Origin of the sequence: Streptomyces sp. NPDC057900 (assembly GCF_042887885.1) — a bacterium.
Taxonomy (GTDB): Bacteria; Actinomycetota; Actinomycetes; order Streptomycetales; family Streptomycetaceae; genus Streptomyces.
The window spans coordinates 387,845-407,277 of record NZ_JBHVOI010000001.1 but is presented as its reverse complement, the minus strand read 5'-3'; the positions used below and the strand labels follow the sequence as shown (position 1 = coordinate 407,277).

16 protein-coding genes are annotated in these 19,433 nt (G+C 71.0%); 7 read left to right on the top strand and 9 right to left on the bottom strand.

The genetic code is table 11. The annotated features are described in order from the left end of the window. Positions 1–34: 34 nt before the first annotated feature. Both ACFVQ0_RS01570 and ACFVQ0_RS01565 read right to left on the bottom strand, forming a co-directional pair. Complete coding sequence (locus ACFVQ0_RS01570) at positions 35–733, bottom strand: response regulator (RefSeq protein WP_311301627.1); 699 nt, start codon at positions 731–733, stop codon at positions 35–37. Beyond that, a complete protein-coding gene (locus ACFVQ0_RS01565) occupies positions 730–2,328 on the bottom strand; it encodes an ATP-binding protein (RefSeq protein ID WP_390083461.1) in 1,599 nt (532 codons plus the stop codon). The genes ACFVQ0_RS01570 and ACFVQ0_RS01565 overlap by 4 nt, the downstream gene beginning before the upstream one ends. Before the next feature lie 233 nt (positions 2,329–2,561). Between ACFVQ0_RS01565 and ACFVQ0_RS01560 the strand changes: the two genes are divergently transcribed. The 3 genes from ACFVQ0_RS01560 (at position 2,562) to ACFVQ0_RS01550 (ending at position 5,340) form a co-directional block, all read left to right on the top strand. Beyond that, entirely contained in the window at positions 2,562–3,377 is an 816-nt protein-coding gene (locus ACFVQ0_RS01560) for an ABC transporter ATP-binding protein (RefSeq protein WP_390083459.1), read from the top strand. Beyond that, complete coding sequence (locus ACFVQ0_RS01555; RefSeq protein WP_390083457.1) at positions 3,367–4,230, top strand: ABC transporter permease; 864 nt, start codon at positions 3,367–3,369, stop codon at positions 4,228–4,230. The genes ACFVQ0_RS01560 and ACFVQ0_RS01555 overlap by 11 nt, the downstream gene beginning before the upstream one ends. Positions 4,231–4,302: 72 nt before the next feature. Beyond that, positions 4,303–5,340: an ABC transporter substrate-binding protein gene (locus ACFVQ0_RS01550; RefSeq protein ID WP_390083455.1), complete on the top strand. Its 1,038-nt coding sequence runs from the start codon at positions 4,303–4,305 to the stop codon at positions 5,338–5,340. An 84-nt stretch (positions 5,341–5,424) separates the two neighbouring features. Here ACFVQ0_RS01550 and ACFVQ0_RS01545 read toward each other — a convergent pair whose 3' ends face one another. Further along, positions 5,425–5,742 (bottom strand): hypothetical protein, encoded by a 318-nt coding sequence (locus ACFVQ0_RS01545; protein ID WP_390083453.1) that lies wholly within the window; start codon positions 5,740–5,742, stop codon positions 5,425–5,427. Positions 5,743–5,965: 223 nt separating this feature from the next. On the opposite strand from ACFVQ0_RS01545, the gene ACFVQ0_RS01540 reads away from it, so the two are divergent. Beyond that, complete coding sequence (locus ACFVQ0_RS01540; protein ID WP_390083451.1) at positions 5,966–6,790, top strand: PepSY domain-containing protein; 825 nt, start codon at positions 5,966–5,968, stop codon at positions 6,788–6,790. Positions 6,791–6,856: 66 nt separating this feature from the next. Here ACFVQ0_RS01540 and ACFVQ0_RS01535 read toward each other — a convergent pair whose 3' ends face one another. After that, positions 6,857–8,758: an ABC transporter ATP-binding protein gene (locus ACFVQ0_RS01535; RefSeq protein WP_390083449.1), complete on the bottom strand. Its 1,902-nt coding sequence runs from the start codon at positions 8,756–8,758 to the stop codon at positions 6,857–6,859. A gap of 284 nt (positions 8,759–9,042) precedes the next feature. Here ACFVQ0_RS01535 and ACFVQ0_RS01530 point away from each other — a divergent pair, with 284 nt between their 5' ends. Continuing rightward, positions 9,043–9,204 carry a hypothetical protein gene (locus ACFVQ0_RS01530; protein ID WP_199884365.1) on the top strand — a complete coding sequence of 54 codons (162 nt, stop codon included), beginning with the start codon at positions 9,043–9,045 and terminating at the stop codon, positions 9,202–9,204. 184 nt (positions 9,205–9,388) lie between these two features. After that, the gene (locus ACFVQ0_RS01525) at positions 9,389–11,221 is read left to right on the top strand and encodes a SpoIIE family protein phosphatase (protein WP_390083447.1); all 1,833 of its coding nucleotides are present in this window, start codon (positions 9,389–9,391) and stop codon (positions 11,219–11,221) included. A 39-nt stretch (positions 11,222–11,260) separates the two neighbouring features. Here ACFVQ0_RS01525 and ACFVQ0_RS01520 read toward each other — a convergent pair whose 3' ends face one another. The 5 genes from ACFVQ0_RS01520 to ACFVQ0_RS01500 form a co-directional block, all read right to left on the bottom strand. Next, a complete protein-coding gene (locus tag ACFVQ0_RS01520) occupies positions 11,261–12,226 on the bottom strand; it encodes an ABC transporter substrate-binding protein (RefSeq protein ID WP_390083445.1) in 966 nt (321 codons plus the stop codon). Position 12,227: 1 nt separating this feature from the next. Beyond that, on the bottom strand, positions 12,228–14,183 hold the full coding sequence (locus tag ACFVQ0_RS01515) for an ABC transporter permease subunit (protein WP_390083443.1): 1,956 nt from the start codon (positions 14,181–14,183) through the stop codon (positions 12,228–12,230). Positions 14,184–14,277: 94 nt separating this feature from the next. Continuing rightward, positions 14,278–15,327 carry a glycine betaine/L-proline ABC transporter ATP-binding protein gene (locus ACFVQ0_RS01510; protein ID WP_390083441.1) on the bottom strand — a complete coding sequence of 350 codons (1,050 nt, stop codon included), beginning with the start codon at positions 15,325–15,327 and terminating at the stop codon, positions 14,278–14,280. Next, positions 15,324–16,862, bottom strand: a complete 1,539-nt coding sequence (locus ACFVQ0_RS01505; RefSeq protein ID WP_390083439.1) for a GMC family oxidoreductase — start codon at positions 16,860–16,862, stop codon at positions 15,324–15,326. The genes ACFVQ0_RS01510 and ACFVQ0_RS01505 overlap by 4 nt, the downstream gene beginning before the upstream one ends. 14 nt (positions 16,863–16,876) lie before the next feature. Then, the gene (locus tag ACFVQ0_RS01500; RefSeq protein WP_390083437.1) at positions 16,877–18,361 is read right to left on the bottom strand and encodes an aldehyde dehydrogenase family protein; all 1,485 of its coding nucleotides are present in this window, start codon (positions 18,359–18,361) and stop codon (positions 16,877–16,879) included. Between the two features lie 212 nt (positions 18,362–18,573). On the opposite strand from ACFVQ0_RS01500, the gene ACFVQ0_RS01495 reads away from it, so the two are divergent. Then, positions 18,574–19,431, top strand: coding sequence for a class I SAM-dependent methyltransferase (locus ACFVQ0_RS01495; protein ID WP_390083435.1), 858 nt, complete (start codon positions 18,574–18,576; stop codon positions 19,429–19,431). Positions 19,432–19,433 lie beyond the last annotated feature (2 nt).

Genomic DNA, 19,433 nt, shown 5'->3' with positions numbered 1-19,433 from the left:
TGCAGCGGGGTTGCGCGGACCGGGAAGCGGCCACTCAGCCCACCGCCGCCCAGGCGTAGCGGTGTTCCGGGCGGCCGGTGTCCCCGTACTTCAGCGTGAGGCTGATCCGGCCCGAGCCCTCCAGGTACTTGAGGTAGCGCTGGGCGGTCGAGCGGCTCAGACCGGCTCGCGCGGCGACCTCGTGCGCGGACAGCGGCTCGCCGGCCGCCGACAGGACCTGGCGGATCACGTCGGCGGTCGGCGCCGAGTGCCCCTTGGGGAGCCCGGCCGCGGCGACGGACTCCGGTGTGCGCAGCGCCCCGAAGATCTGGTCGACCTGCTCCTGACCGGCTTCCCCGCGGCGGCTCTCCACACCCTCCAGGGTGCGGCGCAGCGTCGCGTAGCTCTCCAGCTTCGAGCGCAGACCGCCGAAGCTGAACGGCTTGACCAGGTACTGCAGGGCGCCGTACCGCATCGCGGTCCGCACGGTCACCACATCGCGGGCCGCCGTCACCATGATCACGTCGGCCGGATGGCCGATCTGATGCAGCTGGCGCACCAGGGTCAGCCCCGTCCGGTCCGGCAGGTAGTGATCGAGCAGGATCAGATCGACATGCTCGCGCTCCAGGACGGACAGCGCCTGCGCGGCCGTGTGAGCACGGGAGACGACCCGGAACCCCGGCACCTTCGCCACGTACGCCGCGTTGATCTCCGCCACCCGGAAGTCGTCGTCCACCACCAGAACGTCGATCACTGCGCCCCTCCCACTTCGGCTCGCTGCCGGACGGCGAGCGCCTCCGGCAGGACGACGGTGAAGACGGCGCCGCCACCGGCCCTGGCCGTGACCCGGGCCGCGCCGCCGTAACGCTCGGCCAGGCGGCGCACCAGCGCCAGTCCGAGCCCCCGCTCCCGGTGGGCCGGGGACTCCTTGGTGGACCAGCCCTCGGTGAAGATCTGCTCCCGCATCGCGACGGGCACCCCCGGCCCGTTGTCACTGACCCGCAGGACCGCCGTGGTGCCCTCGGCGAACAGCTCCACCTCGACCAGCGTGGCGGCGTCCAGGGCGTTGTCGATGAGATTGCCCAGTACGGTCACCAGATCGCGCGGATCCACCACCACATCGGGCAGCCGGGTCGCGGGGGAGACCAGCAAGGACGCGCCGCGCTCCGCGGCCACCGCGGACTTGCCGACCAGCAGAGCGGAGAGCAGCGGATCGTTCACCCGCTCCGCGACCTGCTCGGCCGAGGCCCGGTGCCCGTCGGAGACCTCGGTGACGAACTCCACCGCCGCCTCGTGCCTGCCCAGCTCCAGCAGACCCAGCAGGGTGTGCAGCCGGTTGGCGTGCTCGTGGTCCTGGGCCCGGAGCGCGTCGAGCAGCCCGTGCGTGGAGTCCAGTTCGCGGCCCAGCAGTTCCAGCTCGGTGCGGTCGCGCAGCGTCACGACGGCGCCGCCGTCGCCGGTCGGCATCCGGTTCGCGATCAGCACCCGCCCCCGGCAGACGGTGAGCAGATTCGCGCCGTCGACCCGGCCCGCCAGCACCTCCGTCGTGCGCCCCGGCGGCAGCACGTCGCCCAGCGTCCGGCCGACGGCGTCCGGGGTCAGCTCCAGCAGCCGTTGCGCCTCGTCGTTGAGCAGCCGGATGCGCCCGCGCGCGTCAAGGGCGAGCACCGCCTCCCGGATGCTGTGCAGCATCGCCTCCCGCTCGTCCAGCAGCGAGGAGATGTCCGCGAAGGCCAGACCGTGGGTGTCGCGCTGGAGTCGGCGGGAGACGACGAGCGCCGCCAGCACCCCCGCGGCCAGTGCGGCTCCCGCGTACTGAAGGAGCACCGGAATGGTGGAGAGCAGCCCCTGCCGGACGCTCTTGTACGCGATGCCCACCGAGACGGCCCCGACCACGGTGCCGGTCCGGTCGCGCAGCGGAACCTTCGCGCGCGCCGAGCGCCCCAGGGTGCCGATGTCGATCTGCATGATCTCGCGGCCGGCCAGCGCCGTGCTCGGATCGGTCGAGACGCGTTCGCTGATCCGCGCGGTCTCGGTGTGCGACCACCGCACACCCCGGGTGTCCATCACCACGATGTACAGCGCCCCGGTGGCCCGCCGGATCCGCTCCGCCTCCGCCTGTACGGGCCCGGACGGATCGGGCCGGGTGCTGAGCAGCTGGTCCACCAGGCCGGGTTCGGCGGCGGTCGTCTGGGCGATGGACAGGGCCCGGCGCATCGCCTGGTCGTCCAGCTCATGGCTGAGCGGGGCGAGGAAGAGCCCGGTGACGAGCATGACCACCCCCGTCGTGATCGCCACCTGGGTGACCAGAACCTGGGCAAAGACACGGCGGGGCCAGTGAATCCGCATGTCCGTGTCCTCTGCTCTCCCGCGGCCGCTCTCCAACGGTCCTCGAATCCGGTACGCCGATCACGCTCGGTGTAAACGCAAGGTAAACGGCGCCGACCGCGCTGCCTAGCCCTCGTCTCCGCTTCGTTGTACGGGAGTGAGCACAATGAGCAGAACCCCGGGTAACGGGCAGAACCCACGGTTGTGAGCGCAAGACTCCCGCCGCCGCCGGACCGCCCCTAGCGTCCCGGCCCATGAAGAGCGAACTGAGCCCCGCCATCGAGCTGCGGGGGGCGAGCAAAGCGTTCCGGACTCCCTCGGGGGCGCTCCACACCGCCGTACGGGATCTGGACCTGACGATCGGCAGGGGGGAGTTCGTCGCGGTCGTCGGCCCCACCGGCTGCGGCAAGTCGACCACCCTGACCCTGATCAGCGGCCTTGAGGAGCCCACGGAGGGGGAGGTACTGGTCTCCGGCGAACCGGTGCGCGGCATCGGTGACAAGGTCGGCTTCGTCTTCCAGCAGGACGCGGTCTTCCCCTGGCGCACCGTCCTGTCCAACGTCATGGCGGGGCCCCGATTCCGGGGCGTGCCGAAGGCGGAGGCCAGGGAACGCGCACGGGCCTGGCTCGACAGGGTCGGCCTGTCCTCCTTCGAGGACCGCTATCCGCACCAACTCTCCGGGGGCCAGCGCAAGCGGGTCGCACTCGCGGCGACGTTCGTCAACGACCCGGAGATCCTGCTGATGGACGAGCCGTTCTCGGCCCTCGACGTGCAGACCAGGGCCCTGATGTCCGACGAACTGCTGGAGCTGTGGGGCGGCACCGGAGCCTCCGTCGTCTTCGTCACGCACGACCTGGAGGAGTCCATCGCGCTCGCCGACAAGGTGGTCGTGATGACGGCCGGACCGGCCACCGTGAAGGAGGTCTTCGAGATCGGACTGCCGCGTCCGCGCAAGGTCGAACAGGTGCGGCTGGAGCCCCGGTTCCTGGAGATCTACCGCGAGATCTGGTCCTCGCTCGGCGAAGAGGTCCGCATCACCCGCGAGAGGGGTGCGGCCGATGCTGCCTGAGACCGTCACCAAGGACGCCGCCGCGAGCCCGACCGGCCGGACCGAGGCCAGGGCGCGGGCCGCCCGCAACCGCAGGATGCTGGTGCTGGCCAGCCGGATCGCCGTGCTCGTCGCGGTCGTCGGGCTGTGGGAGTGGCTGGCCAGGACGGCCGTCATCGACCCGTTCAACTTCTCCATGCCGTCGAAGATCTGGGAACAGATCCGGACCTGGGTGACCGACGGAACCGCCCAGGGCTCCCTGTGGGAACAGATCTGGTACACCCTCTACGAGGCGCTGCTCGGCTGGGTCATCGGCGTGATCGCCGGAGTGCTGTTCGGTATCGCGCTCGGCCGGGTCCGCTTCGCCGCCGATGTCCTCGGCCCGTACATCAAGGTGCTCAACGCCCTGCCTCGCATCGTGCTCGCCCCGATCTTCCTGATCTGGTTCGGCCTCGGACCCGCCTCCAAGGTCGCCTCCGCGGTCGTCCTGGTGTTCTTCCCGGTCTTCTTCAACGCCTTCCAGGGCGCCAGGGAGGTGGACCGCAACCTCGTCGCCAACTCCCGCATCCTCGGCGCCAGCAACCGGCAGGTCACTCTCCAGGTGGTCATTCCTTCGGCCACCTCGTGGATCTTCACCAGCCTCCACGTCAGCTTCGGCTTCGCGCTGATCGGCGCCATCGTCGGTGAGTACATCGGCGCCACCAAGGGCCTCGGGCTGCTGGTCGCCGCCTCGCAGGGCACCTTCAACGCGGCGGGCGTCTACGCCGCCATGGCCATCCTCGCCGTCGTCGCCCTCCTCGCCGAGGGGCTGCTCACCTTCCTGGAGAAGAAGCTCTTCCGCTGGAAACCGGCCGACGCCGACACCGCGCGCTGACCGCGCCCTCCCCCTGCCCTCCGTGACACCTCTTCCCCTCCCGGGAACCCTCTTCACAAGGACGTGAACCAGATGCGTATGTCCCCCCGGATCCCGGCCCTCGCCGTCGCCGGAGCCCTCGCCGCGGCGACCCTGACCGCCTGCGGAGGAGACTCCACCTCCGCGTCCGGCGACAAGAACGACAGCGTGAAGATCATGGTGGGCGGCCTCGACAAGGTCATCTACCTGCCCGCGATGCTCACCGAGCGGCTCGGCTACTTCAAGGACGAGGGCGTCGCCGTCCAGCTGCTGACCGAGCCCGCCGGCGTCCAGGCGGAGACCGCGCTGGTCTCCGGCGACGTACAGGGCACCGTCGGCTTCTACGACCACACCCTCGACCTCCAGGTGAAGGGCAAGCACATCGAGTCGGTGGTCCAGCTCTCCCAGGCCCCGGGAGAGGTCGAGATGGTCTCCAACAAGGCGGCGGGCGACATCAGCTCGGCGAAGGACTTCAAGGGCAAGAAGCTGGGCGTGACGGGCCTCGGCTCCTCGACCGACTTCCTGACGAAGTACCTCGCCGTGAAGAACGGCGTGCAGACCAGCGAGTTCACGCCCGTCGCGGTCGGAGCCGGCCAGACGTTCATCTCCGCGCTCCAGCAGGGCTCCATCCAGGGCGGCATGACCACCGACCCGACCGTGGCCACCATCCTCGACAAGAAGCTCGGCAGCATCCTCGTCGACATGCGGACCCCGGAGGGCTCCAGGAAGGCGCTCGGCGGCCTCTACCCGTCCTCCAGCCTCTACATGCAGACCGAGTGGGTCGACGCCCACAAGCCGACCGTGCAGAAGCTGGCCAACGCCTTCGTGAAGACCCTCAAGTGGATGTCGACACACAGCGCCGACGAGATCGCCGCGAAGATGCCGGCCGACTACGCGCAGGGCGGCGGCGCGGCGCTGTACGCGCAGTCCATCAAGAACACCCTGCCGATGTTCACCACGGACGGGGTGATGCCCCCGGACGGACCCGCCACCGTCGAGCGGGTCCTGAAGGCCTTCAACCCCAACCTCAAGAACGCGGACGTGGACCTCGCCAAGACGTACACCACGGAGTTCGTGAAGAAGGCGCACTGAGCACGACGGAACCGGCTCGCGCCCGTACGCCCTCGGCGCGCGGGCGCGGCCACGTATCGGCTCTGACGGCCCCGCGGTTGTCGGTTATTCGGCGGCGGTCCCGCCGGCCGGCCGGTCCGGCTCCAGGCACACGGTCGGAACCGTGGCCGCCGCACCCCGCCGGACGGCGTTCACCACGGCCTCGTGCAGCGCCCGGCTGTCCTCCTCGGAGGAGCAGGGGACGGGACTGCCGGACATGGTGAACCAGTCGGCCGCATCGGTGTACTGCACCGTGATCTGTGCAGTGTCGTCGGCCCATGTGGTGTGGACGGTCAAGTCGCCGGACAGCGGCCCGACCTCCTCGGTGAGCACGCCGCCGTGCCCCGAATACACTCCGCGAGTCGTCCAGGACGCCCAGGTCATGCCTCCAGGCTCGCACCAAAACGGCCGGATCGCGACCCGCGGGAGGCAATATCCCATGGCGCGCCTGGGGAATCGGGCCCTGCCGCCCCGGCGCCCCGACATTCCGTCGCCGGGGGGTTCCGGTGACGCCGACGAGCGGGTCCGGGCCCGGAACAGGGTTGATCGGGTGACTACGACCCGTCACCCCACATGCCGGAGCCGCAGGGCGGTTAGGCATGCCGGCATGACATATGACCCCCGACCGAAGAACACCGGATTCCTGCGCGCCCACCGCCTCCGCGCGGCCGGCGCCGCCTGCGTCGTCCTGACCGCCGCCCTGCTGACCGGCTGCGGCCAGGACAGCGGCAGCACGTCGACGAAGACGGAGACCTCCGAAGCCGCCCGTGCCGTCCCGGAGCGCACCACCAGCTCCTCGCCCAGCCCGAGCGCCTCGCTGACCAAGGACCAGGAGAAGCGCAAGAAGCTGCTGGCCTCCACCAAGATCACCTTCGACAAGGCCGTCACCACGGCCGAGGGAGCCGTCAAGGGCGGCAAGGTGACCGAACTCGACCTGAAGGGCCCCGGCAAGTCGGACGACGACACCGACGCGTCCGCCTCCGCCTCTGCGTCCGTCTCCGCCTCCGAGAGCGCGTCCATGAGCGCCTCGGCCTCACCGAGCGGCTCCAGCGCCTCCCCCTCGGCCAGCCCCTCCGCCACCGGCCCGGAGTGGGTGGCGACCGTCGTCGCGAAGGACGGCACCGAGCACACCGTGCGCATCGACGCGGTCACCGGCAAGGTGCTCCAGTCCGTCGAGGACACGGACCAGGACGCGCAGGAGAAGAGCCGGACGGCCGCGCGGATCGCCAAGGCCACCCAGACGCCGCAGCAGGCGGCCAAGGCCGCGACGGACAAGGCCAAGGGCACCGTGACCTCCCTCGACCTCGATGAGAACGACAAGAACGTCCTCGTCTGGTCGGTCGACGTCGTGGCCAAGGACTACAAGGAGACGACCGTCGACATCGACGCGGCCAGCGGCTCCGTCACCGGCCAGCACGTCGACAACGACTGACCCGGCCGCGGCACCCTCCACACACGACGCGCCCCCGGTCCGTGCGGACCGGGGGCGCGTCGCCCGTCATTCGGCCGGCACCGACTCCGGCTGCGCCCCGTCCGCCGTCGCCGGATCGAACTGCGTCCGGTACAGCTCCTCGTACCGTCCGCCCGCGGCCAGCAGCTCGCTGTGCGTACCCCGCTCGGCCACCCGGCCCTCCTCGATGACCAGGATCAGGTCGGCCGCCCGCACGGTGGAGAGCCGGTGGGCGATCACCACGGCGGTGCGTCCCTCCAGCGCCTCGGCGAGCGCCTCCTGCACGGCCGCCTCCGAGGTGGAGTCCAGGTGCGCGGTCGCCTCGTCGAGGATGACGACGCGCTGCCGGGCCAGCAGCAGCCGGGCGATCGTCAGCCGCTGACGCTCACCACCCGAGAGCCGATAGCCGCGCTCGCCCACCACCGTGTCGAGACCGTCGGGCAGCGAGGCCACCAGCCCGTCGAGGCGGGCCCGGCGCAGCGCGTCCCAGATGTCGTCCTCGCTCGCCCCGGGCCTGGCCAGCGTGAGATTGGCGCGGACCGACTCGTGGAAGAGGTGCCCGTCCTGGGTGACCATGCCGAGCGTCTCGCGGATCGACTCGGCGGTCAGATCGCGTACGTCGACGCCGTTCAGCCGCACGGAGCCGGAATCGGCGTCGTACAGCCGGGGCAGCAGCTGCGCGATCGTCGACTTGCCCGCACCGGAGGAACCGACCAGAGCGACCATCCGGCCGGGCTCGGCACGGAAGGAGACCTCGTGCAGCACCTCCGTACCGCCCCGGGAATCGAGGGTCGCGACCTCTTCGAGGGAGGCGAGGGAGACCTTGTCCGCCGACGGGTAGCCGAAGGAAACCCCGTCGAACTCCACCGACACCGGACCGTCCGGCACCTTGCGCGCATCCGGCTTCTCCGAGATCAGCGGCTTCAGGTCGAGGATCTCGAAGACCCGCTCGAAGCTCACCAGCGCGCTCATCACCTCGACCCGGGCACCGGCCAGCGACGTCAGCGGGGCGTAGAGGCGGGTGAGCAGCAGCGCGAGCGAGACGACCGCGCCCGGTTCCAGGCTCCCGCGCAGCGCGTAGTAGCCACCGAGCCCGTAGACGAGTGCGAGAGCCAGCGCGGACACCAGGGTCAGCGCGGTGATGAACGTCGACTGCGCCATCGCCGTACGGATACCGATGTCCCTGACCCGGGAGGCGCGCGCGGCGAACTCGGCGGACTCGTCGGCCGGGCGTCCGAAGAGCTTGACCAGGGTCGCGCCGGGAGCAGAGAAACGCTCGGTCATCTGGGTGCCCATGGCGGCGTTGTGACCCGCGGCCTCACGCTGCATCCGGGCCATCCTGGAGCCCATCCGCCGCGCGGGCACGACGAACACCGGCAACAGGACGAGCGCCAGCAAGGTGATCTGCCAGGAGATGGTGAGCATCACCGTGAGCGTCAGCAGCAGGGTCACCAGATTGGAGACCACACCCGACAGGGTGTTGCTGAACGCCCGCTGCGCCCCGATGACGTCGTTGTTGAGCCGGCTCACCAGGGCCCCGGTGCGGGTCCGGGTGAAGAAGGCGACCGGCATCCGCTGCACATGGTCGAAGACCGCTGTGCGCAGGTCCAGGATCAGTCCCTCGCCCAGGGTGGCCGACAGCAGCCGGGTCAGCAGACCGAGCCCCGCCTCGGCCACGGCGATGACGGCGATCAGCAGGGCCAGCCGGGTCACCGTGCCGTTCTCCTTGCCCTGCACGATCGCGTTGACCACCCGGCCGGCCAGCACCGGCGTGGCCACCGCCAGCAGGGCCATGACCACGCTCAGTACCAGGAACCGGTACAGCTCACGGCGGCGCGGCCGGGCGAAGGCGCCGATCCTGCGCACGGTCGCCCGGGAGAAGGGCCGACGGTCCTGCTGAGCGTTCATCGCACTGTGCAGCGATGACCACGCCGTGACTTCCATACTCATGCGTGCCTCCGGGAACGAATCGATGCTCCCGTCGGCCGGACACGGCCAGGGGCGCGGACAGAACGCTAAGATCTCAAGTTGACTTGAGGTCAACCGCTCTCTCCGCGCCCGGCGCAGGATCTCATGCCCCGGCCGCCGGACCGGCCGGTGAGCACACCCGGAACCGTGCACCGCCCGGAATTCCCACTCCTCGGTGCCGCCCGCGGCCCGGACGGCGGACCACGTAGAATCGGCCCCTGTTTCCGGCCGAACGATGGCATACCAACCGATTGAGGCAGTTCGACGTGAGTTTCACAGACAGTTCAGAGGCACCGATCTACGCCGGTCTCGTGGAGGAACACGGGGACGTCCTGGCGGAGGTGCGCCGAGTGGCTGAGGAGACTCTCCGCGAGGCCGATCTGGCCGTCGACTTCAGCGATGTACGCAGGTCTGCCGCGTATCGCTGACAGCTGACCGCCCCCGTTGCGGCGGTAGTACGTCCACGCCTCGCGACCCCCTTTCCGGCTTCCGCGCCCAGGCCCCGCGCCGCCCCGCGCCGTGCGCCTTCGGGGGCTCTCGCACTGCGGACCCGGCTCCGCCGTCGGAGCATGGTACGAACAGTCGGCGACGGACATCGGGAAGGGATGCCGGATGGGTGGTGAACGGCATGAACCGCCGCCGGACGAGTTCGAGGCCGAGCTGGACCAGATCGCCGAGCTGAACCGGCTGGAAACCCCGTCCCCGGCGCCGGGCGACGGGGGGAGCCGGACGCCCGGCGAAGGCGTCCCGCCCGGCGAGGCGGTCAGGCGCCGTGACGCGCTCCTGCTCTCGGCCGGTCACACGGTCGCGGAGTCCGACTCGCTCGACGAGGCGCTGAGGCTGGTGGCCGGGCTGTACGCCCCGGACTTCCCGATGGACGCCCAGTGCGTGTTCGACACCGGTGACGGCTCCCTCACCGCGTTGGCGCAGTACGGATTCCGGCCCGGCAGCGTGGTCGACGAGGGCTTCCGGATGCCGCTGACGACCGGCTACCCGGCCGCGGAGGTCGCCAGAACGGGCCGGGCGGTGTTCCTGGCCTCCACCGAGGAGTACCGCGCCGCGTTCCCGGCCACCTGGCACTTGTCCGCCCGCAAGGGCCGCAACGCGTGGGCCTTCCTGCCGCTCGTGACCGCCGGGCGGGTCGTCGGAGTCTGGCTCGCCGCCTTCCGCTCACCGGTCGCCTTCACCAGGAGTGAGCGCGCCCTGCTGACCGTGACGGGCCGGATGATCGCCCAGGTCCTCGAACGCGCCCGAGCCGGCAAGGCGGAACTCGCCCTCTCCCGCGGCCTGCGCCAGAGCATGCGCGCCGAAGGCCCGGCACTGACCGGCCTGAGCGTCGCGACGCGCTACGTGCCGACCGGGGGAGGGCTCATGGTCGGCGGCGACTGGTACGACAGCATCGATCTGCCCAACGGCCGCCTCGCCCTGGTCATCGGAGACGTCCAGGGACACGATGTGCACGCCGCCGGGCTGATGGCCCAGCTGCGCACGGCCGTCCACGCGTACGCCGCGGAGGGGCACGGCCCGGACGCCGTCCTGGCACGGGCCTCCCGCTTCCTCACCACCCTCGACGACGACCGGTTCGCCACCTGCCTCTACATCGAGGCCGACCCGTCCACCGGCAATCTGCACATCGCCCGCGCCGGCCACCCGCACCCGGTCCTGCGGATGCCGGACGGCACCTGTCTGCTCAAACACGTCAGCGGCGGCCTGCCGCTCGGGCTGATGCCCGGCGAGGAGGACTACCCCGTCGACATCCTGCGCCTGCACGACGACGAGGTCCTGATGCTGTGCACGGACGGCCTGATCGAGAACGGCGGCCACGACATGTACAGCGGCTGGGTGCGGGTGCGCGACGCGTTCTCGCCCGGTCCCGTGGAGGATCTCGAAGGGATGGCCGACCGGCTGATGGCGGCCGTGCTCAGCCCCGAACCCGGGGCCCGCGAGGGCGTCGCCCGCGACGGTGACGACATCGCGCTCCTGCTCCTGCGCCGGGACTCCGTGAAGCCGCGCGCCGAGGTGAACCAGCGCCGGCTGGTGCTGACCATCGGCCAGGACCAGGGCGAGGGGCTGGCCGAGGCGCGGGCCGAGCTGAAGGCGCTGCTGCACGACTGGGCGCGGCCGGACCAGGTGGACACCGCGGTGCTCCTGGCGACGGAACTGCTCGGCAACGTACTCGTGCACACCGACCAGGACGGCTCGCTCACCGCGCACATCACCGGTGAGACCGGCCGGCGCAGGCTGCTCGTCGAGGTCATGGACCGGGGCGACGAACTGCCCCACCAGCGGACCCCCGTCGAACTCGCCTCCTCGGGGCGCGGCCTGCTGCTCCTCGACATCCTGGCCGACCAGTGGGGTGTGCGGCCGGAACCCGAGGGCAAGACCGCCTGGTTCGCCCTCACCGAGGCGTCCCCGGGCGATGCCGGGGGAGGCGCCGCGGTCTGAGACCGGGCGCCCCCGCCCGTCACGGTGTGGAGGGAGCGATCAGCGGGGAATCCAGGCCCGCCACGTCTTCTCGTTCTCGTGGACCCACTTCTCCGCCGCGTCCTGGGGCGACATCTTCTGGTCGGCGATCATCATCGCCACCTTGTTCTGTTCCTCGGTGTCCCAGGAGAACCTCTTGAGGAAACCGGCCGCCTTCCCGCCGCTGCCGGCGAAGCGGGCGTTGAGGTACTTCTTCAGCGGCGTCTGCGGGTAGGCACACGCGACCTTCTTCGCGTCGGCGTCGCAGCCCTCCTTGTACGCGGGCAGCTTCACCTCCGTCATCGGTACCTTCTCGAACAGCCACTGCGGCTTGTACCAGTAGGAGAGGAAGGGCTTCTTCTCCTTGGCGAACTGCTTGATCTGAGTGATCTGCGCGGCCTCGGAACCCGAGAACACGACCTGGTAGTCCAGGTCGAGATTGCGCACGAGCGCCTTGTCGTTGGTGACGTAGGACGGGGAGCCGTCCAGCAACTGGCCCTTCCCGCCGCTCTCCGCCGTGGCGAACCGCTCGGCGTACTTGTTGAGGTTGTGCCAGTCGGTGACGTCGGGATGCTGCTTCGCGAAGTACGTCGGTACGAACCAGCCGATGTGCCCGGTGACCCCGAGCTCGCCACCGGAGCTGATCGTCTTCTTGTCCTGGACGTACCTGGCCTCCTGGTCCGGATGGCCCCAGTCCTCCAGGATCGCGTCCACCCGGCCCTGGCTGAGGGCGTCCCAGGCGGGCACCTCGTCGATCTGGACGGTGTCGACGCGGTAGCCCAGCTCGTGTTCGAGGAGGTACTGGGCGACGGCGACGTTCGCCTGGGCGCCGACCCACGACTGCACGGACAGGGTCACGGTCTTCGCGCCCCGCGCGTTGGCGAACGGCGAGGACTGCTGGGTTATGTCCGCGGCGCCGCAGCCGGCCACGGCGACCAGCGCCGTGGCGGAGACGAGCGCGATGAGCGGAGTGCGCGGACGAGCCATGTCAGGCCCCCTTTCCGGAGCGGCGTGCCGTCGGCTGGGTGACGCGGTCGAGCATCAGGCCGAGCAGGACGATCGCGGCGCCGGCGACCAGCCCGGTCGCCAGGTCGCCCTGAGCCAGGCCGAACACGGCGGAGTAGCCGAGCGCCCCGCCACCGACGAGACCCCCGATGACCACCACGGCGAGCACCAGGACGACGCCCTGGTTGACGGCGAGCAGCAGCGCAGGCCTGGCCAGCGGAAGCTGGACCTTCAGCAGCTGCTGGACCCCCGTCGCACCGAGGGAGCGCGAGGACTCCATGGTGACCGGGTCGACGCCGTTCAGGCCCTGGGTGGTGATGCGGACGACCGCGGGCAGCGCGTAGACGACGGCGGCGGCCACCGCCGGTGCGCGGCCGACACCGAACAGGGCCACGACGGGGATGAGATAGACGAACTGCGGCATCGTCTGGAACACGTCCAGCACCGGACGCAGCAGCCGCTCCAGCCGTTCGCTGCGGGAGGCGGCGATCCCGACGGCGAAACCGGCCACCAGGGTCACCGCGACACCGGCCAGCACCTGGGAGAGCGTGTCGAGCGCCGGGTCCCAGACGCCGAGTACCCCGATGGCGGCCATCGCGAGGACGGCGGTCACCGTGGTGCGCCAGGTGCCGATCAGCATGGCGAGCACGGCGACCAGCAGCAGCACCGCCCACCAGGGCAGCCACTGGAGTCCGTCACGCACCGGGTCCAGGACCCAGGTGGTGAAGTGGGCCGCCCAGTCCGCGGTGCCGCCGATGACCGGGACGCCGGAGTACAGGTGGCCGGTCATCCAGTCGACCGCCCGGTTGACGGGCTCGGCGACCGCCACCGTGCCGCCGTCCGGCCACGTCGTCCCGGAGACGAGGCGCGCCACGACGGCGACGGCCACGGTGCCGGCCGCGGCGACGGCCCAGCCCAGCCGGGCCGATCCGGCCCGTGGCGTGTCGAGCCCGTTGCCGGCCGCGCCGGTGACCCGGTCGAGCACCACGGCCAGGAGCACGATCGGGATGCCGGCCGCGAGCGCGGCTCCGACATCGACGGAGGCCAGCGCCTGGTAGACGCGGTCACCGAGACCGCCGGCGCCGATCACGGAGGCGATGACCGCCATCGAGAGGGCCATCATGATCGTCTGGTTGAGGCCGAGCAGCAGCTCCTTGCGGGCCAGCGGCAGCCGGGCCGTCAGCAGCCGCTGCCGTCCGGTGGCGCCGAGCGAGGCCGCCGCCTCCATGACGCCCGCGTCGGCGCCGCGCAGCCCGAGAGCGGTCAGCCGGGCCATCGGCGGAGCCGCGTAGACGACCGTCGCCAGCACGGCGGCCGGCACGCCGATGCCGAAGACGAGCACCACCGGCAGCAGATACGCGAAGGCCGGCATCACCTGCATGGTGTCGAGCACCGGCCGCAGCAGGCGGAAGACCCGGTCCCAGAGGCCCGCGGCCAGGCCGAGCAGCGCCCCGAGCGCCACCGAGACCAGGACGGCGACCACCATCAGCGCCAGGGTCTGCATGGTCGGCACCCACATGCCGAGCAGCCCGCAGAGCAGGAACGCGACGACCCCGGACAGCGCGAGCCGGACACCGGCCACCCGCCAGGCGATCAGCCCGACCGCCGCGGTGACCCCGGCCCAGCCGGCCGCGAGCAGGACCAGGTAGACGGCGCGCACCGAGAGCACGACGCCGTTGCTGATGTACCCGAAGAAGTAGAGGAACAGCGGGTGGGTGTCGCGGTTGTCGATGATCCAGTCGCTGACGCCGCCGAGCGGACCGGTGAGGTCGACGGTGAGGTCCCCCGGCCAGGCACCCCGGCCGACCAGGGCGCTGCCGAGCACCAGCAGCACGACCGCCGCGCCCAGCAGGAGGGCGGTGCGGTGCCGGGCGAAGGCGGTGGCGGGCCCGGGAGGGACGAGAGCCGTGGGGCGTGCGGGGGTGGCGGTCGTGGTCATCGCTGCCACCCCCGGCTCAGTACGGCGGGCCTCGCGGCCGACCGCGGACCCGGCGCGATGTGGCCCGGCGGCGCATCAGAAAGGGGTATCCGCATCACGCGGCCTCCTTCACGGCCGGAATCCCGGCCACGACGCCGAGCAGGCACGCGTGGTCGACCACTCCCACGCAGCGCCCCCCATCGACCACCCGCGCGGTCTCACCGGTACGCACGACCGCCTCGATCGCCTCGGAGACGGTGGTTCCCGGTGCCAGCGCGGGCCCCGAGACGCTCTCCGTGCTGTCGGCCGGACGCATCGCCGCCCGCACGGTGAGCACCTGTTCGCGCGGAACATCGCGCACGAAGTCCCGTACGTAGTCGTCGGCGGGGGACCCCACGATCTCCTCCGGGGTGCCCAGTTGCACGATCCGGCCGTCCCGCATCAGCGCGATCCGGTTCCCGAGCTTCAGCGCCTCGTTCAGGTCGTGGGTGATGAAGACCATCGTGCGGCCCTCCTCGCGGTGCAGGCGCACCACCTCCTCCTGCATGTCGCGCCGGATGAGCGGGTCCAGGGCGCTGAACGGCTCGTCGAACAGCAGCACTTCGGGGTCGACGGCCAGTGCCCGCGCCAGCCCGACGCGCTGCTGCTGTCCCCCGGAGAGCTCGCCGGGGCGCCGGTCCTCCAGGCCTTCGAGTCCGACCTTGGCGATGAACTCCGCGGCGCGCGAGCGCCGTTCGGCCCGGCCCATGCCCTGGATCTCCAGCCCGTACGCGACGTTGTCGACGACCGAGCGGTGCGGCAGCAGACCGAAGTGCTGGAAGACCATGGAGGCGCGGTGGCGGCGCAGTTCACGCAGCCGTCCCGCGTTCATCGACAGCACGTCCTCGCCGTCCATGGTGATCTGACCGGACGTCGGTTCGACGAGCCGGGTGAGGCAGCGTACGAGGGTGGACTTGCCGGACCCGGACAGGCCCATCACGACGAACACCTCGCCCTTGCGGACATCGAAGGAGACGTCGCGCACGGCGGCCGTGCAGCCGGTCCGCTCGCGCAGTTCCGTGCCGTCGAGCTCGGCCAGTTCGGCGTCACCGGGCACCCGGTCGGCCTTCGGCCCGAAGACCTTCCAGAGGTTGTTCACGGAGAAGACGTGCGGCGGTGTGTTCATCGGACATGACCCCCAGTAGTGGCGCCGAGCAGTTCCGCGCACTTCTCCCCGACCATCAGGACCCCGATCATCGGGTTGACGGTCGGCATCGTCGGGAACACCGACGCGTCGGCGATCCGGACCGCGTCCAGACCCCGGATCCGCAGGTCGGGTGCGACCACCGCGAGCGCGTCGTCGGCCGCGCCCATCCGGCACGTACCGGCAGGGTGATACACGGTGTGCGCGACCCGGCGCGCGTACTCGCTCAGATCCTCGTCGGAGGTGACCTCTGGCCCCGGACAGACCTCCCGCTTCAGCCAGCCGGCCAGCGGCTGCCGCGCGGCGATCTCACGGGCGATCCTGATCCCGTCGACGAGCGTCCGTCCGTCGTAGTCCTCCGCGTCGGTGAAGTACCGGAAGTCCAGCGCGGGTTTGACCTCGGGGTCGGGGCTGGTCAGATACAGCCGGCCGCGGCTCCTCGGCTTCGGGATGTTCGGCGTCATGGACACCCCGTGCTCGGGCCGCTCGTACCCGAGCCGCTCCGGATTGTCCGTGAACGGGATCTGGTAGAAGTGGAACATCAGGTCAGGACCCGGGCTCTCCGGGTCCCGGCGTACGAACAGCCCGGCGTCGCTGTCCATCGCGGAGTTCTCCGGAATCGGTCCGTGGGTCTCCCAGACGATGACCGACTCCGGGTGGTCGAGCAGGTTCTCACCCACGCCCGGCAGGTCGTGCACCACGGGTATGCCGAGCTTCTCCAGCTCCGCGCGGTGGCCTATCCCGGAGTGCATCAGCAGTCGCGGCGTGTCCACCGCGCCCGCGCACAGCACCACTTCGCGCCGGGCGCGCACCAGCCGCTCCGTGCCGTCCGCGGTACGCACCCGCACTCCGGTCGCCCGGTCCCCGTCGAGCTCCAGCCGGAACGCCCAGGTCTCCAGGGCGATATGGAGGTTCGGCCGGTCGAGGAAGGGGTGCAGATACGCGACAGAGGCGGAGGAGCGCTTGTTGTTCTCGGGATGGTAGGCGAGGTCGAAGAACCCCACACCGTCCTGGAAGGCCGCCTTGTTGAAGCTCTCGACGCGCGGGACCTTGAGCGTCGTCCGCGCCGTGTCGACGAAGTCGCGGGCGATGGCGTTCCGGTCGGCCTCGTCGACGGGGACGATGTTGTTGCGCAGCCGCGCGAAGTACGGGTCCATCGACGCGGCGTCCCAGCCGTCCGCGCCCGCCTCCGCCCACTCGTCCCAGTCGGACGGCAGCGGCTTGAAGGCGATCAGGGTGTTGTGGGACGAGCAGCCGCCGAGCACCCTGGCTCTGCTGTGCCGGATGTTCGAGTTGCCGCGTGGCTGCTCGGTCGTGGGGTAGTCGTAGTCCAGCTCGCCGCCCAGGAGGCCCATCCAGCGGCGCAGGGTCAGGACGTCGTCGCGTCCCACGTCACTGGGGCCGCCCTCGATGAGGGCGACGGTGACGTCGGGGTCCTCGGTGAGCCGCGAAGCGATCACGGAGCCCGCGGTGCCGCCGCCGACGATGACATAGTCGTAGTGGTTCATGTTCTCCATCGCCTCTGCTCCTGTCAGCCCGCGAACCAGCGCACCGGGCGCGGGGCGAGGTTCTGGTAGATGTGCTTGGACTCGCGGTACTCGGCGAGACCCGTCGGGCCGAGCTCCCGGCCGATGCCGGACCTGCCGAAGCCGCCCCACTCGGCCTGCGGCAGGTAGGGGTGGAAGTCGTTGATCCAGACGGTGCCGTGGCGCAGCCGGGCCGCGACCCGGCGGCCGCGCCCCGGATCGGCGGTCCACACGCCGCCGGCCAGCCCGTACTCCGTGTCGTTGGCGAGAGTCACGGCCTCGTCCTCGGTACGGAACGTCTCGACGGTCAGGACCGGTCCGAAGACCTCCTCGCGCACCACGCGCATGGAGCGGTCGCAGTGGTCGAGGACGGTGGGCCGGTAGAAGTACCCCGCCCCCTCCGGGCGTTCGCCGCCCGCCCGCAGCACCGCACCCTCGTGGAGCGCGGAGGCCACGAACTCCTCGGTCCTGGCCAGCTGTTGCGCCGAGACCAGCGGACCGCACTCGACGCCGTCGTCGGTGCCGCGGCCGATCCGGATCAGCTCGGCGCGCCGGGCGAGCTCGGTGACGAACCGCTCGCGCACCGACTCCTGGACGATCAGCCGCGATCCGGCGGAACAGACCTGCCCGCTGTGGATGAAGGCGGCGTTGAGCGCCTGGTCCACGGCGGTGTCGAAGCCCTCCTCCGTGGCGCAGGCGTCCGCGAACACCACGTTGGGGTTCTTGCCGCCGAGTTCGAGCGCGACCTTCTTGACCGATTCCGCGGCGGCCCGCATCACCTTCGTCCCGCTGGCGAGCCCGCCGGTGAAGGAGACCAGGTCGACATCGGGGTGTTCGGCGAGCCGTGCGCCGACGGTGGCGCCGGGGCCGGTGACGATGTTGGCGACCCCGGCCGGCAGTCCGGCCTCGGCGAGCAGTGCGATCAGCGCGACCGTGGTCAGCGGCGTGACCTCGCTCGGCTTGATCACGAAGGTGTTGCCCGCGGCGAGAGCCGGCGCGATCTTCCAGCTGGCCTGGAGGAGCGGATAGTTCCATGGGGTGATCAGCCCGCAGACGCCGACGGGTTCATGCACCACGACGCTGTGGATCTCCTCGGACCCGGCATCGACGACACGGCCGCCGCTCTCGTTCATGACGAGGTCGGCGAAGTAACGGAAGGCGTCCCGTACGCAGTCCACGTCGACCCGGCCCTCTTCGAGCGTCTTCCCGGCGTCCCGGCACTCCAGGGCGCCGAGCCGCTCCCGGTCGCGCTCCAGCAGACCGGCCACCCGCCTGAGCAGCGCGGCGCGCTCCGCGACGGGCGTATGCGGCCAGGGACCCGCGTCGAAAGCGGTCCGGGCCGCGGCGACGGCGGCGTCCGCGTCCACGGCGTCCCCCTCGGAGACCACGGCGAACGCTGTCGCGTCCACGGGGTCGAGAACCTCGCGCGTGGCGCCGGATGCGGCGGCTCGCCACTCTCCCGCTACCTGGATCGTGTGTTGTGCCGACACGTCGTGTGCTGCCCTTTCGGTGGCCGTACGTCTGACGCCGGGCGAACCCCGGCGGTCTGGGCCTCTTCCCCGGAAGGCCGAAGCCATGCGTGCAGGCCGTTGTGAAGTGATCCGTGTGCCGGTTGTGTCAAATAGCTGGAAAGTCCACATATAAAACTATTTAGGTAAGGTGGGTCTCGGCCCGGAGCCGACCGTAAGGAGTGGGAACAGCCATGACGGACGAGCAGTACGAGGAGCCGGACAACACCGCGGTGCGGGTCGCGCTCTGGCGGGCGATGCATGTACAGGTCGACGCCGAGCCACATGTGTTCGAGGACGAGATCGGCCTGCGGCTGGTCGCGCCGGAAGCGGACTGGCGGAGCCGTCCCGACATGGACCCGGACGCCACCAGCGGGTTCCGGGCCTCCACCGTGTGCCGCGCCCGTTTCGTCGAGGACCTGGTCGCGGAGGAGATCAGCCAGGGCATCGACCAGTACGTCATCCTGGGAGCGGGCCTTGACACCTATGTCCAGCGCCGGCCCGAGACGGCTTCCCGGCTCCGGGTCTTCGAGATCGACCAGCCGGCCACCCAGGCCTGGAAACGCCGACGGCTGATCGAGCTCGGCTACGGAATCCCCGACCGGCTGCGACTGGTGCCGGTCGACTTCGAGGCGGGCGGCGACTGGTGGCAGCAGCTGTCGGGCGCCGGCTTCGACGCGAGCAGGCCGGCGCTCGTCGTCTGCGCCGGTGTCACGGTGTACCTCACCAGGGAGGCCATCGCGGCTACCCTGCGCGTGCTCGGCGGGCTCGCCCCCGGCTCGACGCTCGCCATGACGTTCATGCTGCCGTCCGAACTCGTCGATGACGCCGACCGCGACCGGCTGGAGGAGACCAAACCGAGGGCGCGCGCGTCCGGAACACCCTTCATCAGCTTCCACACCCCGCGGGAGATGCTCGCCCTGGCCCGCGCCGCCGGATTCGAGAGCGCCCGGCACGTGTCGGGACCCCAGCTGGCCGCACGCTACTTCGCGGACCGTACCGACGGCCTCCGCCCGTCGAGCGGCGAGGACCTGCTCATCGCCACCGTCTGAAA